This is a genomic window from Clostridium carnis (assembly GCF_054657435.1).
Map to the genome: position 1 here is coordinate 1823766 of NZ_BAAHYS010000001.1, position 17232 is coordinate 1840997.

The following is a 17232-nucleotide window of genomic DNA, read 5'->3' on the forward strand; positions in this document are numbered from 1 at the left end:
GTTAGTTACTTCATAATATAAGTTACACATAAATCTTTAAGATACATATCTTTAAACAAATATTAAGATCTCTATTTAATATCCCAAAGTAAATTAATAATAAAATTTAATTAAGTTTTTATATAAAGAAATATATAATGTTTTATTAGTTTATAAATAAGTTATTTACATTAAAAAATAAAATATTATATTATTAAAATGGAGGTGTCATTTTGACAAAAGATGTTTTTGAAAAAAAAACTTTAGCAGAACTAAAGGATATAGCAAAAGAATTAGAAATTAAGAATATAAGCAAATTAAAAAAATCAGAATTAATAGATATAATATTGGAGAAATCTCCTAAATCAATAGAAAAGAATGGAGTTATATTACAAGAAAAAATTACTCCAAAAGTAAGAATAGAAGAAGTTATTAAAACTGAAAGTAATCTTAAACCTGTAGAGAGTAATTATGAAAATAGGGAAGAGAAAAAAGAAAGATTAAAGGTTATGATAAATGAATCAAACACAGCAAAAGGTGTTTTAGAGATATTAGAAAATAATAACTTTGGATTTTTAAGATGTAATAATTATCAAACAGGTGAAAATGATATTTACGTATCTCCATCACAAATTAGAAGGTTTAATTTAAGAACAGGAGATGAGGTAGAAGGAAAGGTAAGAGAAGCTAAAGAGGGAGAAAAGTTCAAAGCATTGTTATTTGTTGAACGTGTAAATGGAGAAAATCCTGAAAGAGCTGTTGGACGAAAATCCTTTGAAACATTAACACCAATATATCCAAAAGAAAGACTACATTTAGAAACTCAAAATGAAAAAGATTTATCTTCTAGATTAATGGATATAGTATGTCCAATTGGTAAAGGGCAAAGGGGGATAATAGTAGCACCTCCAAAAGCAGGAAAAACTACATTATTAAAAAAGATAGCTCAAAATATTTCAATAAATCATCCAGATATAAAGCTTATAGTTTTATTAATTGATGAAAGACCAGAAGAAGTAACAGATATGAAAAGATCAATTAATGGGGATGTTATCTATTCAACTTTTGATGAGGAGCCTCAAAATCATGCAAAAGTATCTCAAATGGTTCTTGAAAGAGGAAAAAGAATGGTAGAACAAGGGAAAGATGTTGTTATATTATTGGATAGTTTAACAAGGCTTTCAAGAGCATATAATTTAACTATTACCCCAACGGGAAGAACCTTATCAGGTGGATTAGACCCAGGAGCGTTAATAATGCCAAAGAAATTCTTTGGAGCAGCTAGAAAAATAGAAGAGGGTGGAAGTTTAACTATATTAGCTACTGCTTTAGTTGATACTGGATCTAGAATGGATGATATGATTTTTGAAGAATTTAAGGGAACTGGAAATATGGAAGTTCACTTGGATAGAAGATTACAAGAAAGAAGAATATTCCCAGCTATAGATATTTATAAATCAGGTACAAGAAAAGAAGATTTAATTTTAACTGAGGAAGAAAAAGAAGTGGCATATTCAATAAGACGTGTTATGTATAGAGACGGAAATGTTGAAAATGTAACAGAAAAACTTATTGGAATGTTATCAAAAACAAAAAATAATAAGGAATTTATAAGTATTTTTAATAGAAGTGAAATAGAAAGAAAATAAAATAAAAGGTTAAATTTAAAAGTCTTGACTTTTAAATTTAACCTTTTTTTATAAGAAGCTATCAGCTAAATCTACAATTTTTTCTTTAGAATATGTAGAAGAAAGCTGTGATAATTTTTTACGCATTTTAATTAATTCATTTGGATCAGAAATAAACTTATTTATTATAAGGTTTATTTCTAATAAATTATCAACATATATTGCATATCCATTTGATGTAAGGAAGTCAACATTTTGTGTTTCTTGTCCTGGGATAGCAAAAGGAATAAGAAGTGGAAGGTTTTTCATTATGGCCTCTGTAACAGTTAAACCACCAGGTTTACTTATTATTAAATCTGAATACTCCATTAAAGTATCTATATCCTTAGAGAAGCCTAATATATGAAGTTTTTTATCCTTAATTACATGTTTATGTTTTTTGAGTAAGGATTCTTTAAGATTCATATTATTTCCACAAACAACTGTTATTCTTAATTTATTTTCATTATTTAATAATTCGTTTAAAACATATGATATGTTTTTTAGTCCCATACTTCCACTCATTAAGAGAATATTAAAATAATTATCAGTCTTAGTACAAGCAACACCAAATCTATGTTCACTAAACTCATCTTTAACAGGAATTCCTAGAGGGTAAATTATTTCCTCTTTAATGCCTTTTTTTATTAAATCGTCTTTAGTAGATTTACTAGCAGTTATATAAGCATCTATTTTATTATCTAAATAAGTTGAATGGGCTTTAAAGTCTGTTACTATAACCATAGTTGGTATATTTAATCCTTTACGTTTTAAACTTCCAAGAATACTAACAGCAAATGGATGTGTTAGTAAAATTACATCAGGATTAATTGAATTAATTAGTTTTAGTATTTTACGACGAGTAAAATAGAATACTAAAGACAAAACTTTATTCGAAAGACTACAATCAGTTAATTTATAAGCGATTCCATATGTTTTAGGAATCATTGATGCTGATACAGAGTAGCCTCCTATAAAGGCTTTAGTTAGTAACTTACTGTTGCTTTTAAGAAAATCGTTTATTATTACTTCATACCCTTTAGATTCAAAAGATTTTGATATAGATTTTGCAGCTTGATTATGACCTTCACCAGTTGAAGTACTAAGTATTAAAATTTTTTTCATATATGATAACACTCACTTTACACAAATATACATATATTCCATGTATATAATATTAAATATAATAAAATTATAATATATATTGTACCATAAAAAAATAACATTGCTATAAACTTAAGAAATATTAAAAATAAAAGAAAAAATGGGAAAGACTACGTCTTTCCCAGAATTTCCTACTTGTTAAGGTTGAATCTCTTGTTGAACTTGTCAACTCTTCCACCAACATCGATAATTTTTTGTTTTCCAGTGAAGAATGGGTGGCATTTAGAGCATATTTCTACTTTAAGTTCATCTTTAACTGAACCAGTTGTAAAAGTATTTCCACATGCACACTTAACTACAGCTTCGTGGTTGTATTCTGGATGTATGCCTTCTCTCATATTTTTCACCTCTTTCGATTACATAAATAACTTCTTGAGTATATCATAGCGTAATGAATCAGTCAAGGAGGATAACATAACAAAAATATCTTTATTAATACTAGTGTAAAATGCTATAATCGAATATATATAGGCAAGAAGGAGAATGCGTTAATGAGTAAGTTATATTTTAGATATGGAGCTATGAATTCAGGAAAGTCAACTCACCTTATGCAGGTTGCATATAACTATGAAGAAAGAGGAATGCAGGTTGTTTTGATAAAACCATCTACAGATAAAAAGGGTGGAGATAAGCTGATTTCAAGATTAGGGGTTGAAAGAACAGTAGATTTTAAAATTACAGAAGAAGATAATATAGTTGAGAATGTAAAAAAATATTGTGAAGTTAATGGAAAAATTCATTGTATATTAGTAGATGAAGTTCAATTTTTTAAGGCAAAACAAATTGACCAATTATTTGAAGTGGCAGTTGTATTAGATATACCAGTTATTTGTTATGGATTAAGAACAGATTTTAGAATGCAAGGATTTGAAGGTAGCACAAGACTTTTATTAATTGCGCATAGTATAGAAGAAATGAAAACAATTTGTAAGTGTGGCAGAAAAGCTTTATTTAATGGAAGAAAAATAAATGGAGAATTTGTATTTGAAGGTGAACAAATAGCTATAGACCATATAGATAATGTAGAATATGAATCATTATGTGGAAATTGTTTCTTTAAATATAAAAATAAAAAATAAGAGATTAGGAAGAGTGGTAAAATGAAAAAGTGTGAGGTTGGAGGGCAAGCTGTAATAGAAGGTGTAATGATGCGAGGAAGTAAAGGGCAAGCTACCGCAATAAGAACACCTAGTGGGAAAATAGAAGTTGATTTTAAGAAAGTTTTACCTATTACAAAGAAATATAAATTTTTAAATATTCCTTTTATCAGAGGAGCATTTGTTTTAATTGATTCATTAGTAACAGGAATAGAAACTTTAAGTTATTCAGCGTCATTTTTTGAGGATACAGAGCCATCAAAATTTGAAGATTGGTTAAAAAGAAAATTTGGAGAAAAAGCAAATGATATTATAATATGGGTAACATTATGTTTATCTATGTTTTTAGCAATGGGGTTATTTTTAGCAATACCAACAGGGATAGCAGCAGCTTTCAAAGGTTTGGGACTTACTCCATTAGCTTTAAATTTAATAGAAGCTTTAATAAGAATAATAATTCTACTTATATATATGTTTTCAATAAGTAAAATGGAGGATATATACAGAGTTTTTCAGTACCATGGTGCAGAACATAAAACTATATTTTGCTATGAAGCTGGTGAAGAATTAAAAGTGGAAAATGTTAGAAAATTTAGTAGATTTCATCCTAGATGTGGAACTAATTTCTTATTTTTAATTATGTTTGTAAGTATAATTATATTTAGTTTTACAGGGTGGGGAGGATTCCTACAAAGATTAGTATTAAGAATAATCTTAGTTCCAGTTGTTTCTGGTATAACTTATGAAATAATAAGGTGGCTTGGAAAAAATAATAATAAACTTGCTAAAATAGTATCTTATCCTGGGATTAAACTCCAAGAGCTTACAACTAAGGAACCAGATGATTCTCAATTAGAGGTTGCTATAGCATCTTTATTAGCAGCAGAAGGTTTAAAGCAACCGGAAAAAACTATTGGAGAACTTATAGAATTTGGAACTAAGAAGTTAAAAGCTGCTAATGTTGAAGCTTATTTATTAGATACACAATTATTGCTTGCTAATGTTTTAGATAAGGATAAATTGTTTATAATAACAAATAGAGATAAAAAAGTAAGTAATGAAGATAAAAAAACTTTTGAGAATTTAATAAGTAAGAGGGAAAATAAAATGCCTTTAAAATACATTCTTGGAGAAACAGAGTTTATGGGATTAGATTTTGATGTAGAAGAAGGTGTTCTAATACCAAGAGCAGATACAGAAATTTTGGTAGAAGAAGTTTTAAAGCTTATTCCAGAAGATATAGAGATAGAAGTATGTGATTTGTGTTCTGGTAGTGGTGCTATAGGAATATCATTAGCACATTATAAAAAGAATATAAAAGTTGAAGAAATAGATTTTTATAATATACCAGAGAAGGTAACTAAAAGAAATATAAAGAGACATAACTTAGAAGAAAGAGTATGTTTTATAAAAAGTGACCTACTAGCTAAATCTATAGAAAAAAATAAAAAATATGACTTTATTGTATCAAATCCACCATATATTAAAGAGGATATTATTGAAACTTTAATGGATGATGTAAAAAAATATGAACCACATACTGCTTTATCAGGGGGAAGTGATGGACTTATATTCTATAGACGTATAATAGAAGAAAGTAAATTAGTTTTAAATGATAAAGGCGTATTAGCCTTTGAGATAGGTCATGATCAAGGGGAAGAATTAAAGAACTTAATGTCAGTGGCTGGATTTTATAATATTAAAATAACAAAAGATTTAGCAGGATTAGATAGAGTTATAATAGGAAACTTTAATTGTTGATAAAATTCTACCTAATGTGATATAATAGTAAAATGTGAAAAAATATAGTACGGAGTGATACTTATGTTATTAGATAAATTAGCCTTTATAGAAAATAAATATGATGAACTATCAGTGAAAATATCAGACCCTTCAATTATGGCTAACCAAAGTGAATGGAGAAAGCTATGTAAGGAACATGCTGATTTAGAAATTATAGTTACTGCATACAAAGAATTTAGAACAGTTACAGAGGATCTTAAAGCTAATAAAGAGATGTTATCTGAAGAAAGTGACAAAGAAATGAGAGAAATGCTTTCAGAAGAAATAACAATGCTTACAGCTAGAGAAGAAGAATTAGAAAAAGAAATACAAATTCTTCTATTACCAAAAGATCCAAATGATGATAAAAACGTATTTGTTGAAATAAGAGGAGGAGCAGGTGGAGATGAAGCGGCTCTATTTGCAGCAAATCTTTTTAGAATGTATACAAGATACGCTGAAACTCAAAGATGGTCAGTAGAATTAATGAGTGCAAATGAAACTGACATTGGTGGATTTAAAGAAGTTGTATTCATGATTAAAGGAAATGGAGCATATTCTAAACTTAAATATGAAAGTGGAGTTCATAGAGTTCAAAGAGTTCCAGATACTGAATCAAGTGGTAGAATACATACATCAACAGCAACTGTTGCAGTACTTCCAGAAGTAGATGATGTAGAAATAGAAATTCATGATAAAGATTTAAGAATAGACGTTTATAGATCATCAGGTAACGGTGGACAATGCGTTAATACTACAGACTCAGCAGTAAGAATTACCCATATTCCAAGTGGTCTTGTTGTTGCGTGTCAAGATGAAAAATCACAGCTTAAAAATAAAGAAAAAGCTATGAAAGTATTAAGATCAAGATTATATGAAGCTGCTGAAGCAGAAAGAAATGCAGGAATAGCTGAGGACAGAAAGAGCCAAGTTGGATCAGGAGATAGAAGTGAAAGAATAAGAACTTATAACTATCCACAAGGAAGAGTTACTGATCATAGAATTGGATTAACTTTATATAAATTAGAAAGTTATTTAAATGGAGATATAGATGAAGTAATTAATGCATTAATTACAGCAGATCAAGCAGAAAAGATGAAAAAAATGGGAAATACTGATGCTATTTAATAGCTTTAAAAGCCTTGCATAATATATGTAGGGCTTTTAAAACAATTGGAGGCAATTATAATGAAAATAAATAAAGCCATAAAAAAGGAAAATAGACATAAAAAATATTTCTTTTCTTTAATGCTAATATTATTTGTAATGCTTCCTTTAACTACTTTTTTAGCAGGAATAAACTCTTTGTTTATATGGGGGTATTTAGGAATAATAGAACTTTTAATAATATTAGCATGTATTATAAAAGGTAATTATTATAGGTTAGATTTTCACTGTAGTAATAATAAATTAAGATTTAAAAGTGGAATATTTATAAAAGAAAATGTTATTTTATGTGATAAAGTTGCCATAATACATACTTTCAAAGAAATGGAAGAATTAGAAATTGTAATTATAACTCCTGTTAGGTTTAGAAATAATGGATTAAAAGCAATAACTAAGGCTTTTATAAAAAAATATCCTGAAGCAGCAGAAGAGTATTTAAGATTAAAAAGAATGAACCCTGAAAATATATATTATTTTCAAGTTGTTAGAAGAGGCGCATTGAAAAAATATTCGTTATTGGACACTATATACAAAAATTGTGTGAGAGCTGCATATACAACATCAGCTATAGATAATATAAAAATAGCAAGAGGACAAATCGAATTTTAAAAGAAAGAAGGTAAATCTTTTGGAAACAAAGGTAGCTATTATAAAAAATGTTAATGAAGATATAAAATATATAAATGAAGCTTCGGAAATAATAAAAGAAGGTGGAATAGTTGCATTTCCTACTGAAACTGTTTATGGATTAGGTGCAAATGCTTTAGATACAGAAGCGGTAAAAAAGATATTTAAGGCAAAAGGAAGACCACAAGATAATCCTCTTATAGTTCATGTTTCATCAAAGGATATAAAGTCTATTGTTGAAGAGGTACCAGAAGTTGCAAATAAACTTATAGAAAAATTTTGGCCAGGTCCATTAACGATAATTTTAAGAAAAAAGAATGTGATTCCAGATGTCACTAGTGCAGGGTTAGATACTATTGGTGTTAGAATGCCAAGTAGTAGCATTGCTTTAAAATTAATAGAGTTATCACAAGTTCCAATAGCAGCACCATCAGCTAATATATCAGGCAGACCAAGTCCAACAGAAGTTGAAAGGTGTATAGAAGATCTATCAGGAAAAATTGATTATATATTAGGTGGAGAAAAAAGTGATGTTGGAGTGGAATCTACAATAGTAGATTGTACTGTAAATCCTCCGTTAATTTTAAGACCAGGTGGAATAACATTAGAAATGTTAAGGGAAATTCATCCAGGTATAAATATTGATGAGGCAATAAAGGGAAAACCCGATGAAAATTTAAAGCCAAAGGCCCCTGGAATGAAATATAGACATTATGCTCCGAAGGCAACTTTAAAAATAATAAAAGGAAATAATGAAAAAACTATTGAAAAAATTAATGAAATAGTACACAATTATATAGAAAATTATAAGAAGGTTGCTATTTTAACTACAAATGAAAATATAAAAAGCTTTAATGCTGGAAAAATAATTTCATTAGGTAGTGAAAAAAATCTCGAAGAAATTGCAAGAAATCTCTTTGAAGCGCTTAGAGAGTGTGATGATTTAGGTGTAGATATAATTTTATGTAGATCATTTGAAGAGGAAAATGTTGGTGTTGCAATTATGAATAGATTAAATAAGGCAGCTGGATTTGACATAATAGAAGTATAACATTAGGGAGGAAGGGGGGACCTTTTCTTCTTTTTTTATATAAATTAATATCTAAATTATTAATTACATTACTTAGGAGGTATCTGTTTTATGAGAATAGCATTAGGCTCAGATCACGGAGGAATAGAATTAAGAAAAGAAATTTTAAATTATTTAAATTTAAAAGGATATGAAGTTAAAGATTTTGGTACACATACTGCAGAATCATGTGATTATCCAGATTATGCACTTCCAGTAGCGGAAGCTGTAGCAAATAAAGAATTTGATTTTGGAATACTTGTATGTGGTACAGGAATTGGAATAGGAATAGCAGCAAATAAGGTTCCTGGTATAAGAGCAGCTTTATGTTCAGATACTTTCAGTGCTCACGCTACAAGAGAGCATAATGATGCTAATATATTAACTTTAGGGCAAAGAGTTGTTGGTGTTGGTCTTGCATTAGATATTGTTAAAACATTTTTAGATTCAAAATTTGAAGGCGATAGACACCAAGGAAGAATAAATAAAATAGCTGAAATAGAAAAAAAATATAATAAATAATATAAAATTAGGAAATAGCAGGAGGAATTCATAAATGAGTAAAGTTACACAAATTGATCACCCACTAATATTACACAAATTAGCATTTATAAGAAATAAGGAAACAGGTTCAAAGGACTTTAGAGAATTAGTTGAAGAAGTTTCAATGCTTATGGCATATGAAGTAACAAGAGATTTAAGTACAGAAGAAGTTGAAATAGAAACTCCAATTTGTAAAACAAAGTGTAAAATGTTAGCAGGAAAGAAAATGGCTATAGTTCCTATATTAAGAGCAGGACTAGGAATGGTTGATGGAATGCTTAAGCTTATACCAGCAGCTAAGGTTGGACATGTAGGATTATATAGAGATGAAGAAACATTACAACCAGTAGAATACTTCTGTAAATTACCACAAGACATTGCAGAGAGAGATGTTATAGTTGTAGATCCAATGCTTGCAACAGGAGGATCAGCAGCTGATGCAATCCAAATGTTGAAAAAGAGAGGAGCAAAAAACTTAAGACTTATGTGCTTAATTTCATCTCCAGAAGGAATTGAATTTGTACAAAAAGCTCATCCAGATGTTGATATATATGTTGGTGGAATAGATGAAAAATTAAATGAAAACGGCTATATAGTACCTGGATTAGGAGATGCTGGGGATAGATTATTTGGAACTAAATAATTTAACTTTTTAGTATTATAAATTAATTAGTTAGAAAGTATATTAAAGTTAAGACAATATATAAGCAAAGTTTAAAATATAAAAAGTCCTTGGAATACTTATAATTTCAAGGACTTTTAACATGAATAAATTTATAGTGAAAATTTAAGGATTAAATATTTGTTTTAATAATTCTTAAAGTGTATAATTATGGTAAATAAATTCTAGAAGTTTATAAACGTTACATAGAGATATTTAAATATAGATTTTAGAAAGTATATATTAAGGAATAAAAGAAGTTGTAATAAGATATAGTAAGGATATATACATATTATGAATTGATTAATTAGATAAATAAAAATATTTTAGCTATAAAATTAAAACTAGGATACTAGTAGGAGGACAAATATGGATAAGAAAAAAATAATAACTATTTTTGGGACTAGACCTGAAGCTATAAAAATGGCACCTTTAGTAAAGGAATTGGAAAAAAGAGAAGGAATAGAGTCTAAGGTTTGTGTAACAGCCCAACATAGAGAGATGCTAGATCAAGTTTTAGAATACTTCGATATAACTCCAGATTTTGATTTAAATATTATGAAAAGTAAACAGACTTTAACAGGAATTACTAATAAGGTGCTAGAAGGACTAGAAGAAGTATTTTTAAATGAAAAGCCAGATATGATTTTAGTACATGGAGATACTACTACCACATTCTCAGGTGCTTTAGCAGCTTTTTATCAACAAATTAAAGTTGGTCATGTAGAAGCTGGACTTAGAACGTTTGATAAATATTTCCCATTCCCAGAAGAAATGAATAGAAAACTTACAGGAGCACTAGCTGATTTACATTTTGCACCAACTAAGGGGTCAAAGCAAAACCTATTAAGAGAAGGTGTAAATGAAGAAGATGTATATATAACAGGTAATACAGTTATTGATGCTATGCTTCATACAGTTAAAGAAGATTATATTTTTGAAAATAAAGAATTAAATAAAATTGATTTTAATAATAAAAAAGTAATAATGATAACAGCTCATAGAAGAGAAAATTGGGGAGTGGGTATAGAAAATATATGCGAAGCTCTTAATAGGATAGTTGATGAAAATGAAAATGTAGAGTTAGTATATCTAGTACATTTAAATCCAGTTGTTAAAGATGTAGTAAATGAAAAATTAGGAAATAAAGAAAGAGTTCATTTATTACCACCATTAGATACAAAAGAAACTCATAATTTAATGAATAAAGCATTTATGGTTATGACAGATTCTGGCGGATTACAAGAAGAAGCTCCACATCTTGGAAAACCAGTGTTAGTTTTAAGAGATGTTACAGAAAGACCAGAGGCTGTAGAATATGGTACTGTTAAGTTAGTAGGAACAGATATTGAAAAAATAGTTGAAGAAGCAAATACGTTATTAAATAATAATGAGGCTTATACAATTATGAGTAAAGCTGTAAATCCATATGGAGATGGATTGGCATCTAAGAGAATAGCAGACGCTATAGAAAAATATTTTGGTATTAGAGAAGAGAAGGTAGAAGAATTCATTAGATAAATGGTAAAATTATAAAATTTTGGTTGAATATAAAAAAGAAAGTGGTATAATTAAATTGTGTTAATTGTTTAACAAATTAGACAATTCAAACGATAAAAAATAGGAGGTTATTGAAGAATGAGAGAAGTTGTAATTGTAAGTGCTGTAAGAACTGCTATTGGTTCTTTCGGTGGATCATTAAAGGACGTTCAAGCATCAGATTTAGGAGCTACAGTAATTAAAGAGGCTATATTGAGAGCTGGAGTTAAGGGTGAGCAAATTGATGAAGTTGTAATGGGAAATGTTATTCAAGCTGGTCTTGGCCAAAATGTTGCTCGTCAAGCAGCAGTTAAGGCAGGATTACCTGTAGAAGTTCCAGCGATGACTATAAATAAAGTATGTGGATCAGGATTAAGAACAGTAGCATTAGCTGCTCAAATGATTAAAGCAGGAGATGCTGATATAGTAGTTGCAGGTGGGATGGAAAGTATGTCTCAAGCTCCATACTTGTTAAAAACAGCAAGATGGGGACAAAGAATGGGCGATGGAAAAATGGTTGACTCAATGATTAACGATGCATTATGGGATGCATTTAACAATTATCATATGGGAGTAACTGCAGAAAACATAGCAAAAGAATGGAATTTAACAAGAGAAGAACAAGATGAATTTGCTCTTAATTCTCAATTAAAGGCAGAAGCTGCTATAAAATCAGGTAGATTTAAGGATGAAATAGTTCCTGTAGTGATTCCTCAAAGAAAGGGAGATCCAAAAGTATTTGATACTGATGAATATCCAAGACTTGGAGCAACAATAGAAAATATGTCTAAATTAAAGCCAGCATTTATAAAAGATGGTACAGTAACAGCTGCAAATGCATCAGGAATTAATGATGGAGCAGCAGCGTTTGTAGTTATGAGTGCTGATAAAGCAAAAGAATTAGGAGTAACTCCAATAGCTAAAATTCTTTCTTATGGACAAAGAGGATTAGATCCATCAATAATGGGTTATGGTCCATTCCATGCAACAAAGAAAGCTTTAGAAGTAGCAAACTTAAAAGTTGAAGATTTAGATTTAATTGAAGCTAATGAAGCTTTTGCAGCTCAAAGTTTAGCTGTAGCAAAAGATTTAAACTTTGATATGAGTAAAGTTAATGTAAATGGCGGAGCTATTGCTCTTGGACATCCAGTTGGAGCATCAGGTGGAAGAATATTAGTTACATTACTTCACGAAATGATAAAGAGAGATGCTAAAAAAGGTTTAGCTACTCTATGTATTGGTGGAGGAATGGGAACATCTCTTATAGTAGAAAGAGTATAAATAGATAATAAGAAAAGAATTATATATTTTAAGAAGATAATTTCTAAAGAGTAGGAATTATCTTCTTATTTTTTATAAAGTAAGAGCAATATGAATTATATTAAAGCTTTTAGAGAATACTATCAGTAGAAAAAAATATAGAATTAAAAGGTAAAAATTACTTTCTATAAATCTATATATAAACTTATTATATAGAATAAAAATTCACGATAACCAATAAAATGTAAAATATAATAAGAATATATAAAACCTTTAAAGTAGTCTTAATTGGCTTAAATAAAGGGCTTGATAAGTTTTTTCTTATGATTATAATAAGTATTATAGAATAGTACTGTATAAAAATTAAATAAAATAATAAAAAAAATGAATAATTTTTCATAAAATTATTCATTTGGAGATTTTTTTCACAAAATACAATTATACATATAATTCCAATATTAATGAAAAAAAATAAGAAAAATATTATTTAAATAAAAAAAATATAAAATAAATAAAAATGAAAATGTTAACAAAGAAATAGGTCTGATTCTGAATTTTTCAGAAAATTCTTAAAAATGAATAATGTTGGTTAAATTTGCCTACATATGTAGAAAAAACTATTAAACGTGAATTTGCTTAAGTAAACAGGGTATAAATTAATATAATTATTAAATTTAAAGATAAAAACTCAAATTTGAAGGAAAATAAAGTTTTCATTAATATTTTTTCAGGACTATAATAGTTTAAGTCAGCTGGGGGGGATAAGGATAAAATGAGTAGAGAAATGAAGAGGTTACTTTCTAACGTTATAAGATATGATTTGTGTGGAGGATTCATTTTTGCACTTATAGTATCCTTATTAGTAAACTTACAAATTGCAAGTATATTCTTTATGGGAGTATTAGTAGCTTTAATAAATTTTTTTATAAGTGGAAAAATATTAGAGTATTCATTAGTAAGAAATAAAAGGTTATTAATAATAATTAGCTATTTCATAAGAATAACAGTAATAGTTTGTTTAGCACTACCATTTATGTACAACTTAGAAAAACTAATAGCATATGTTGCAGGATATATTTTTCATTTTATATTCTTAACGTTCTATTGGCTAAAAAATGAGAAAGGAAGTGATTAGGTGGAACCATTGAAGCCTATATTTTCTTTTGGACTTGGGGGATTTACAGTAGATATTACTCCTGACATAGTGGTCCAATGGGTAATGATTGCTTTAATAGCTATTTTGGCGTGGTGGGCAACTAGAGATTTAAAGGTTAAACCAGGCAAAAAACAAATAGTGGTTGAATCAATATATACTACAATTAGAAATGCTGTAGTAGATAATGTTGGTGAAAATTATAGTGATATAGTTCCTTTTATAGGTTGTATGGGAATTTATCTACTTGTGATGAATCTTGTAGGTTTAGTCGGTATAGTGCCACCAACGAAAAATTTTAGTGTTACATTAGGTATGGCACTTATAACATTTTCCGTTGTTCAGGGTTATGCAATTAAAAAGCATGGATTCAAAAGTTACGTAAAGGGATATATACAACCAATTCCCGTTATGTTACCAATCAATTTACTAGAAAGAGTTATGTTACCAGTATCATTGTCATTAAGACTTTTCGGTAACGTGTTAGCTGCTACATTTATTATAGAGTTAGTATACGAAAATCTACACAAAATAGGATGGATAGCACAAATTGGTTTACCAATAGCCTTACATGGATATTTCGATGTATTTGATGGTGTTATACAAATGGTAATATTTGTTATGCTGACAATGATAAATATAAAAATAGTATCAGAACATTAATTTTAAGGAGGATTTTATCATGAATGAAATAGGAATGAGAGCATTAGGAGCAGGAATTGCAGTATTAGTTGGTTTAGGAGCTGGTATAGGTATAGGTAATGCCACAGGAAAAGCTGTAGAAGGGGTTTCAAGAAATCCAGAAACAAGTGGTAAAATTACAACTGCTTTAATTATAGGTGCAGGTTTCGCAGAAGCAACAGCTATTTATGGTTTATTAGTATCAATACTTCTAATATTTGTTGGAGTAAAATAATGAATTTTAGTGACTCCAGAAGGGAGGCAATGTATATATAATGGAAATAAACGGTAGTATAATTATAGCAACTATAATAAATTTCATTATTCTATTGGCTATCCTAAAGCATTTCTTCTTTGATAAAGTTAAAGCAATAATTGAAGAGAGAGAAAATAGTATTTCTGTTCAATTAGATAATGCTGAAGAAGAGTTTGAGAAAGCTAGAATGTTAGCAATTGAAAATGAAAGAATATTAAAAGGTGCTAGAGAAGAAGGAAAGAAGATTACTGAAAGGCATAAACAAAAAGCTGAAAAGATATATGAAGAAATTCTTGATGATGCAAATCAAGAAGCTAAAGTTATCTTAGAAAGAGCTAAGGTAGAAATCAATAGAGAAAAAGAAAAAGTAGAATATCAACTTAAACAAGAAGCTATAGATTTAGCTATTGAACTTTCAAAAAAAGTTATCGAAAAAAATATTAATGAAAAAGACAATAGGGATTTAATTGGAGACTTTATTGCTAAGGTAGGTAACTAATTATGTATGAATATTTAGACCGAAGATATGCTTTAGCGTTATATGAAGTAGCTGAGGAAAAAGGGAAAGTTCAACAATATTTACAAGACTTAAGAGAAATTTGTAATTTAATAGATACAAATAAGGAATTCTACGAAGTAATCAAGCATCCTCAAATTAGTACAAAAAAGAAAAAAAAGACTTTTATAAATATTTTTAAAGGTCATATAGATGAAGAATTACTATCATTTTTACTAATTCTTATAGAAAAAGACAGAATACTTTATCTAAGAGAAAAGCTAAATGAAATGGAAAAAATAGATTTAGAGCGTAAGAATACTTTAAATGGAATTGTAAAAACAACTATTCCATTAACAGAAGAAGAATTTAATTCTCTAAAGTCTAAATTAGAAAATAAATATAAAAAGCATGTTATCTTAGAACAAATTATTGATGAAAGTATTCTAGGTGGAATATATGTAAGAGTTAGTAATGATGTTATAGATGGTACAGTTAAATCAAAGTTAGATGAACTAAAAGATTTAATGCTTAGCACAGAATAGAGGTGAAGTTATGAATATTAAGCCTGAAGAAATAACATCCATAATAAAGAAAGAAATCGAAAGATATGAAAAAGAAATTAAAACAGTTGACTCAGGAACTATTATTCAAATAGGTGACGGAGTTGCAAGAGTTTACGGTTTAGATGATTGTATGGAAGGTGAATTATTAGAATTCCCTAATGGAGTATACGGTATGGCTCTAAACCTTGAACAAGATAATGTTGGATGTGTTCTTTTAGGACCAGAAGAGGGAATAAAAGAAGGCGATATAGTAAAGAGAACAGACAAAATAGTAGAAGTTCCAGTTGGTGAAGCTTTATTAGGAAGAGTAGTAAACTCATTAGGAGAAGCTATCGATGGAAAGGGTCCTATAAATTATGCAGAGTATAGACCTATAGAGGTTTCCGCTCCAAGTATAATAGATAGAAGTTCAGTAAATGAACCATTACAAACAGGTATTAAGGCTATAGATTCAATGATTCCTATAGGTAAGGGACAAAGAGAACTTATAATAGGAGATAGACAAACAGGTAAAACTGCAATAGCAGTTGATGCTATCTTAAACCAAAAAGGAAAAGATGTTATCTGTATTTATGTTGCCATTGGTCAAAAGCAATCAACAGTTGTTAATATAGTTAATACTCTTGAAGAAATGGGAGCGTTAGATTATTCAATAATAGTAAGTGGTACAGCTTCAGAATCTGCACCATTACAATATTTAGCACCATATGCAGGATGTAGTATGGGAGAATATTTTATGCATCAAGGAAAAGACGTATTAATAATATATGATGATCTTTCTAAGCATGCAGTAGCTTATAGAACAATGTCATTATTATTAAGAAGACCACCAGGTAGAGAAGCATATCCTGGAGATGTATTCTATATTCATTCAAGATTACTTGAAAGAGCTGCTAAGCTTTCAAAAGAAAATGGAGGCGGATCATTAACTGCTCTTCCAATTATAGAAACATTAGCAGGAGATGTTACAGCTTATATACCTACAAATGTTATATCAATAACAGATGGACAAATATTCTTAGAAGCTGATTTATTCCATTCAGGACAAAGACCAGCAGTTAATGCTGGTATATCAGTATCTAGAGTTGGTGGTAATGCTCAAATTAAAGCTATGAAACAAGTTTCAGGTACTTTAAGATTAGAACTTGCTCAATATAGAGAGCTAGCATCATTCTCTCAATTTGGATCAGATTTAGATAAAGATTCAAAGAAGAGACTTGAAAAAGGTAAGAGATTAGTTGAAGTTTTAAAACAAGATCAATATTCACCTATGGCAGTTGAAAAGCAAATAGTTATATTATATGCAACTGTTAATGATTTCTTATCAGATATAAAAGTATCTGATGTTAGGAAATTTGAAAGAGAACTTTTAGAGTATTGTGATACTCATTACAGAGATACACTAAAGAAGATAGTAGAAGGAAAAGTTCTTAATGATGAAATTAAAGCAGAACTAGATAGATGTATAATAGAATTCAAGAAATTATTTTTACAAGATGCATAGCTTAAAAAGCTATGCAATTCT

The 17232-nt window shown here is 28.8% G+C and carries 18 protein-coding genes; 16 read left to right on the top strand and 2 right to left on the bottom strand.

Features of this window, described 5'->3' with window-relative positions; all coding sequences use genetic code 11:
• Positions 1–212 precede the first annotated feature (212 nt).
• Entirely contained in the window at positions 213–1628 is a 1416-nt protein-coding gene (gene rho / locus ACYQ1T_RS08750) for a transcription termination factor Rho (protein ID WP_459834009.1), read from the top strand.
• A 48-nt stretch (positions 1629–1676) separates the two neighbouring features.
• Here the strand turns inward: rho and ACYQ1T_RS08755 are convergent, their stop codons facing one another.
• Positions 1677–2771: an MGDG synthase family glycosyltransferase gene (locus ACYQ1T_RS08755; RefSeq protein WP_459834011.1), complete on the bottom strand. Its 1095-nt coding sequence runs from the start codon at positions 2769–2771 to the stop codon at positions 1677–1679.
• A 170-nt stretch (positions 2772–2941) separates the two neighbouring features.
• Positions 2942–3148 carry a 50S ribosomal protein L31 gene (gene rpmE, locus ACYQ1T_RS08760; protein ID WP_459834013.1) on the bottom strand — a complete coding sequence of 69 codons (207 nt, stop codon included), beginning with the start codon at positions 3146–3148 and terminating at the stop codon, positions 2942–2944.
• A gap of 153 nt (positions 3149–3301) precedes the next feature.
• Here rpmE and ACYQ1T_RS08765 point away from each other — a divergent pair, with 153 nt between their 5' ends.
• From ACYQ1T_RS08765 to atpA, 15 genes are all read left to right on the top strand, one after another.
• Complete coding sequence (locus ACYQ1T_RS08765; protein WP_459834015.1) at positions 3302–3889, top strand: thymidine kinase; 588 nt, start codon at positions 3302–3304, stop codon at positions 3887–3889.
• Between the two features lie 21 nt (positions 3890–3910).
• Entirely contained in the window at positions 3911–5668 is a 1758-nt protein-coding gene (gene prmC, locus ACYQ1T_RS08770) for a peptide chain release factor N(5)-glutamine methyltransferase (protein WP_459834017.1), read from the top strand.
• Between the two features lie 63 nt (positions 5669–5731).
• Positions 5732–6817, top strand: coding sequence for a peptide chain release factor 1 (prfA, locus tag ACYQ1T_RS08775; RefSeq protein ID WP_459834019.1), 1086 nt, complete (start codon positions 5732–5734; stop codon positions 6815–6817).
• 60 nt (positions 6818–6877) lie between these two features.
• A complete protein-coding gene (locus ACYQ1T_RS08780; RefSeq protein ID WP_459834021.1) occupies positions 6878–7465 on the top strand; it encodes a hypothetical protein in 588 nt (195 codons plus the stop codon).
• Between the two features lie 19 nt (positions 7466–7484).
• Positions 7485–8534, top strand: coding sequence for an L-threonylcarbamoyladenylate synthase (locus ACYQ1T_RS08785; RefSeq protein WP_459834023.1), 1050 nt, complete (start codon positions 7485–7487; stop codon positions 8532–8534).
• Between the two features lie 90 nt (positions 8535–8624).
• The gene (gene rpiB, locus ACYQ1T_RS08790) at positions 8625–9074 is read left to right on the top strand and encodes a ribose 5-phosphate isomerase B (protein WP_459834025.1); all 450 of its coding nucleotides are present in this window, start codon (positions 8625–8627) and stop codon (positions 9072–9074) included.
• 34 nt (positions 9075–9108) lie between these two features.
• Entirely contained in the window at positions 9109–9738 is a 630-nt protein-coding gene (upp, locus tag ACYQ1T_RS08795) for a uracil phosphoribosyltransferase (RefSeq protein ID WP_459834027.1), read from the top strand.
• Between the two features lie 387 nt (positions 9739–10125).
• A complete protein-coding gene (gene wecB / locus ACYQ1T_RS08800) occupies positions 10126–11277 on the top strand; it encodes a non-hydrolyzing UDP-N-acetylglucosamine 2-epimerase (protein ID WP_459834035.1) in 1152 nt (383 codons plus the stop codon).
• Positions 11278–11394: 117 nt separating this feature from the next.
• Positions 11395–12576 (top strand): acetyl-CoA C-acetyltransferase, encoded by a 1182-nt coding sequence (locus ACYQ1T_RS08805; RefSeq protein ID WP_459834037.1) that lies wholly within the window; start codon positions 11395–11397, stop codon positions 12574–12576.
• Positions 12577–13327: 751 nt separating this feature from the next.
• Positions 13328–13690: an ATP synthase subunit I gene (locus ACYQ1T_RS08810; protein WP_459834039.1), complete on the top strand. Its 363-nt coding sequence runs from the start codon at positions 13328–13330 to the stop codon at positions 13688–13690.
• Positions 13691–14371, top strand: coding sequence for a F0F1 ATP synthase subunit A (locus ACYQ1T_RS08815; protein WP_459834041.1), 681 nt, complete (start codon positions 13691–13693; stop codon positions 14369–14371).
• 19 nt (positions 14372–14390) lie between these two features.
• On the top strand, positions 14391–14624 hold the full coding sequence (gene atpE / locus ACYQ1T_RS08820; protein WP_066676634.1) for an ATP synthase F0 subunit C: 234 nt from the start codon (positions 14391–14393) through the stop codon (positions 14622–14624).
• A gap of 40 nt (positions 14625–14664) precedes the next feature.
• On the top strand, positions 14665–15144 hold the full coding sequence (locus ACYQ1T_RS08825) for a F0F1 ATP synthase subunit B (RefSeq protein WP_459834043.1): 480 nt from the start codon (positions 14665–14667) through the stop codon (positions 15142–15144).
• Between the two features lie 2 nt (positions 15145–15146).
• The gene (locus tag ACYQ1T_RS08830; protein ID WP_459834045.1) at positions 15147–15686 is read left to right on the top strand and encodes a F0F1 ATP synthase subunit delta; all 540 of its coding nucleotides are present in this window, start codon (positions 15147–15149) and stop codon (positions 15684–15686) included.
• A gap of 10 nt (positions 15687–15696) precedes the next feature.
• Positions 15697–17211 carry a F0F1 ATP synthase subunit alpha gene (gene atpA, locus ACYQ1T_RS08835; RefSeq protein WP_459834047.1) on the top strand — a complete coding sequence of 505 codons (1515 nt, stop codon included), beginning with the start codon at positions 15697–15699 and terminating at the stop codon, positions 17209–17211.
• The last annotated feature ends 21 nt before the right edge of the window (positions 17212–17232 follow it).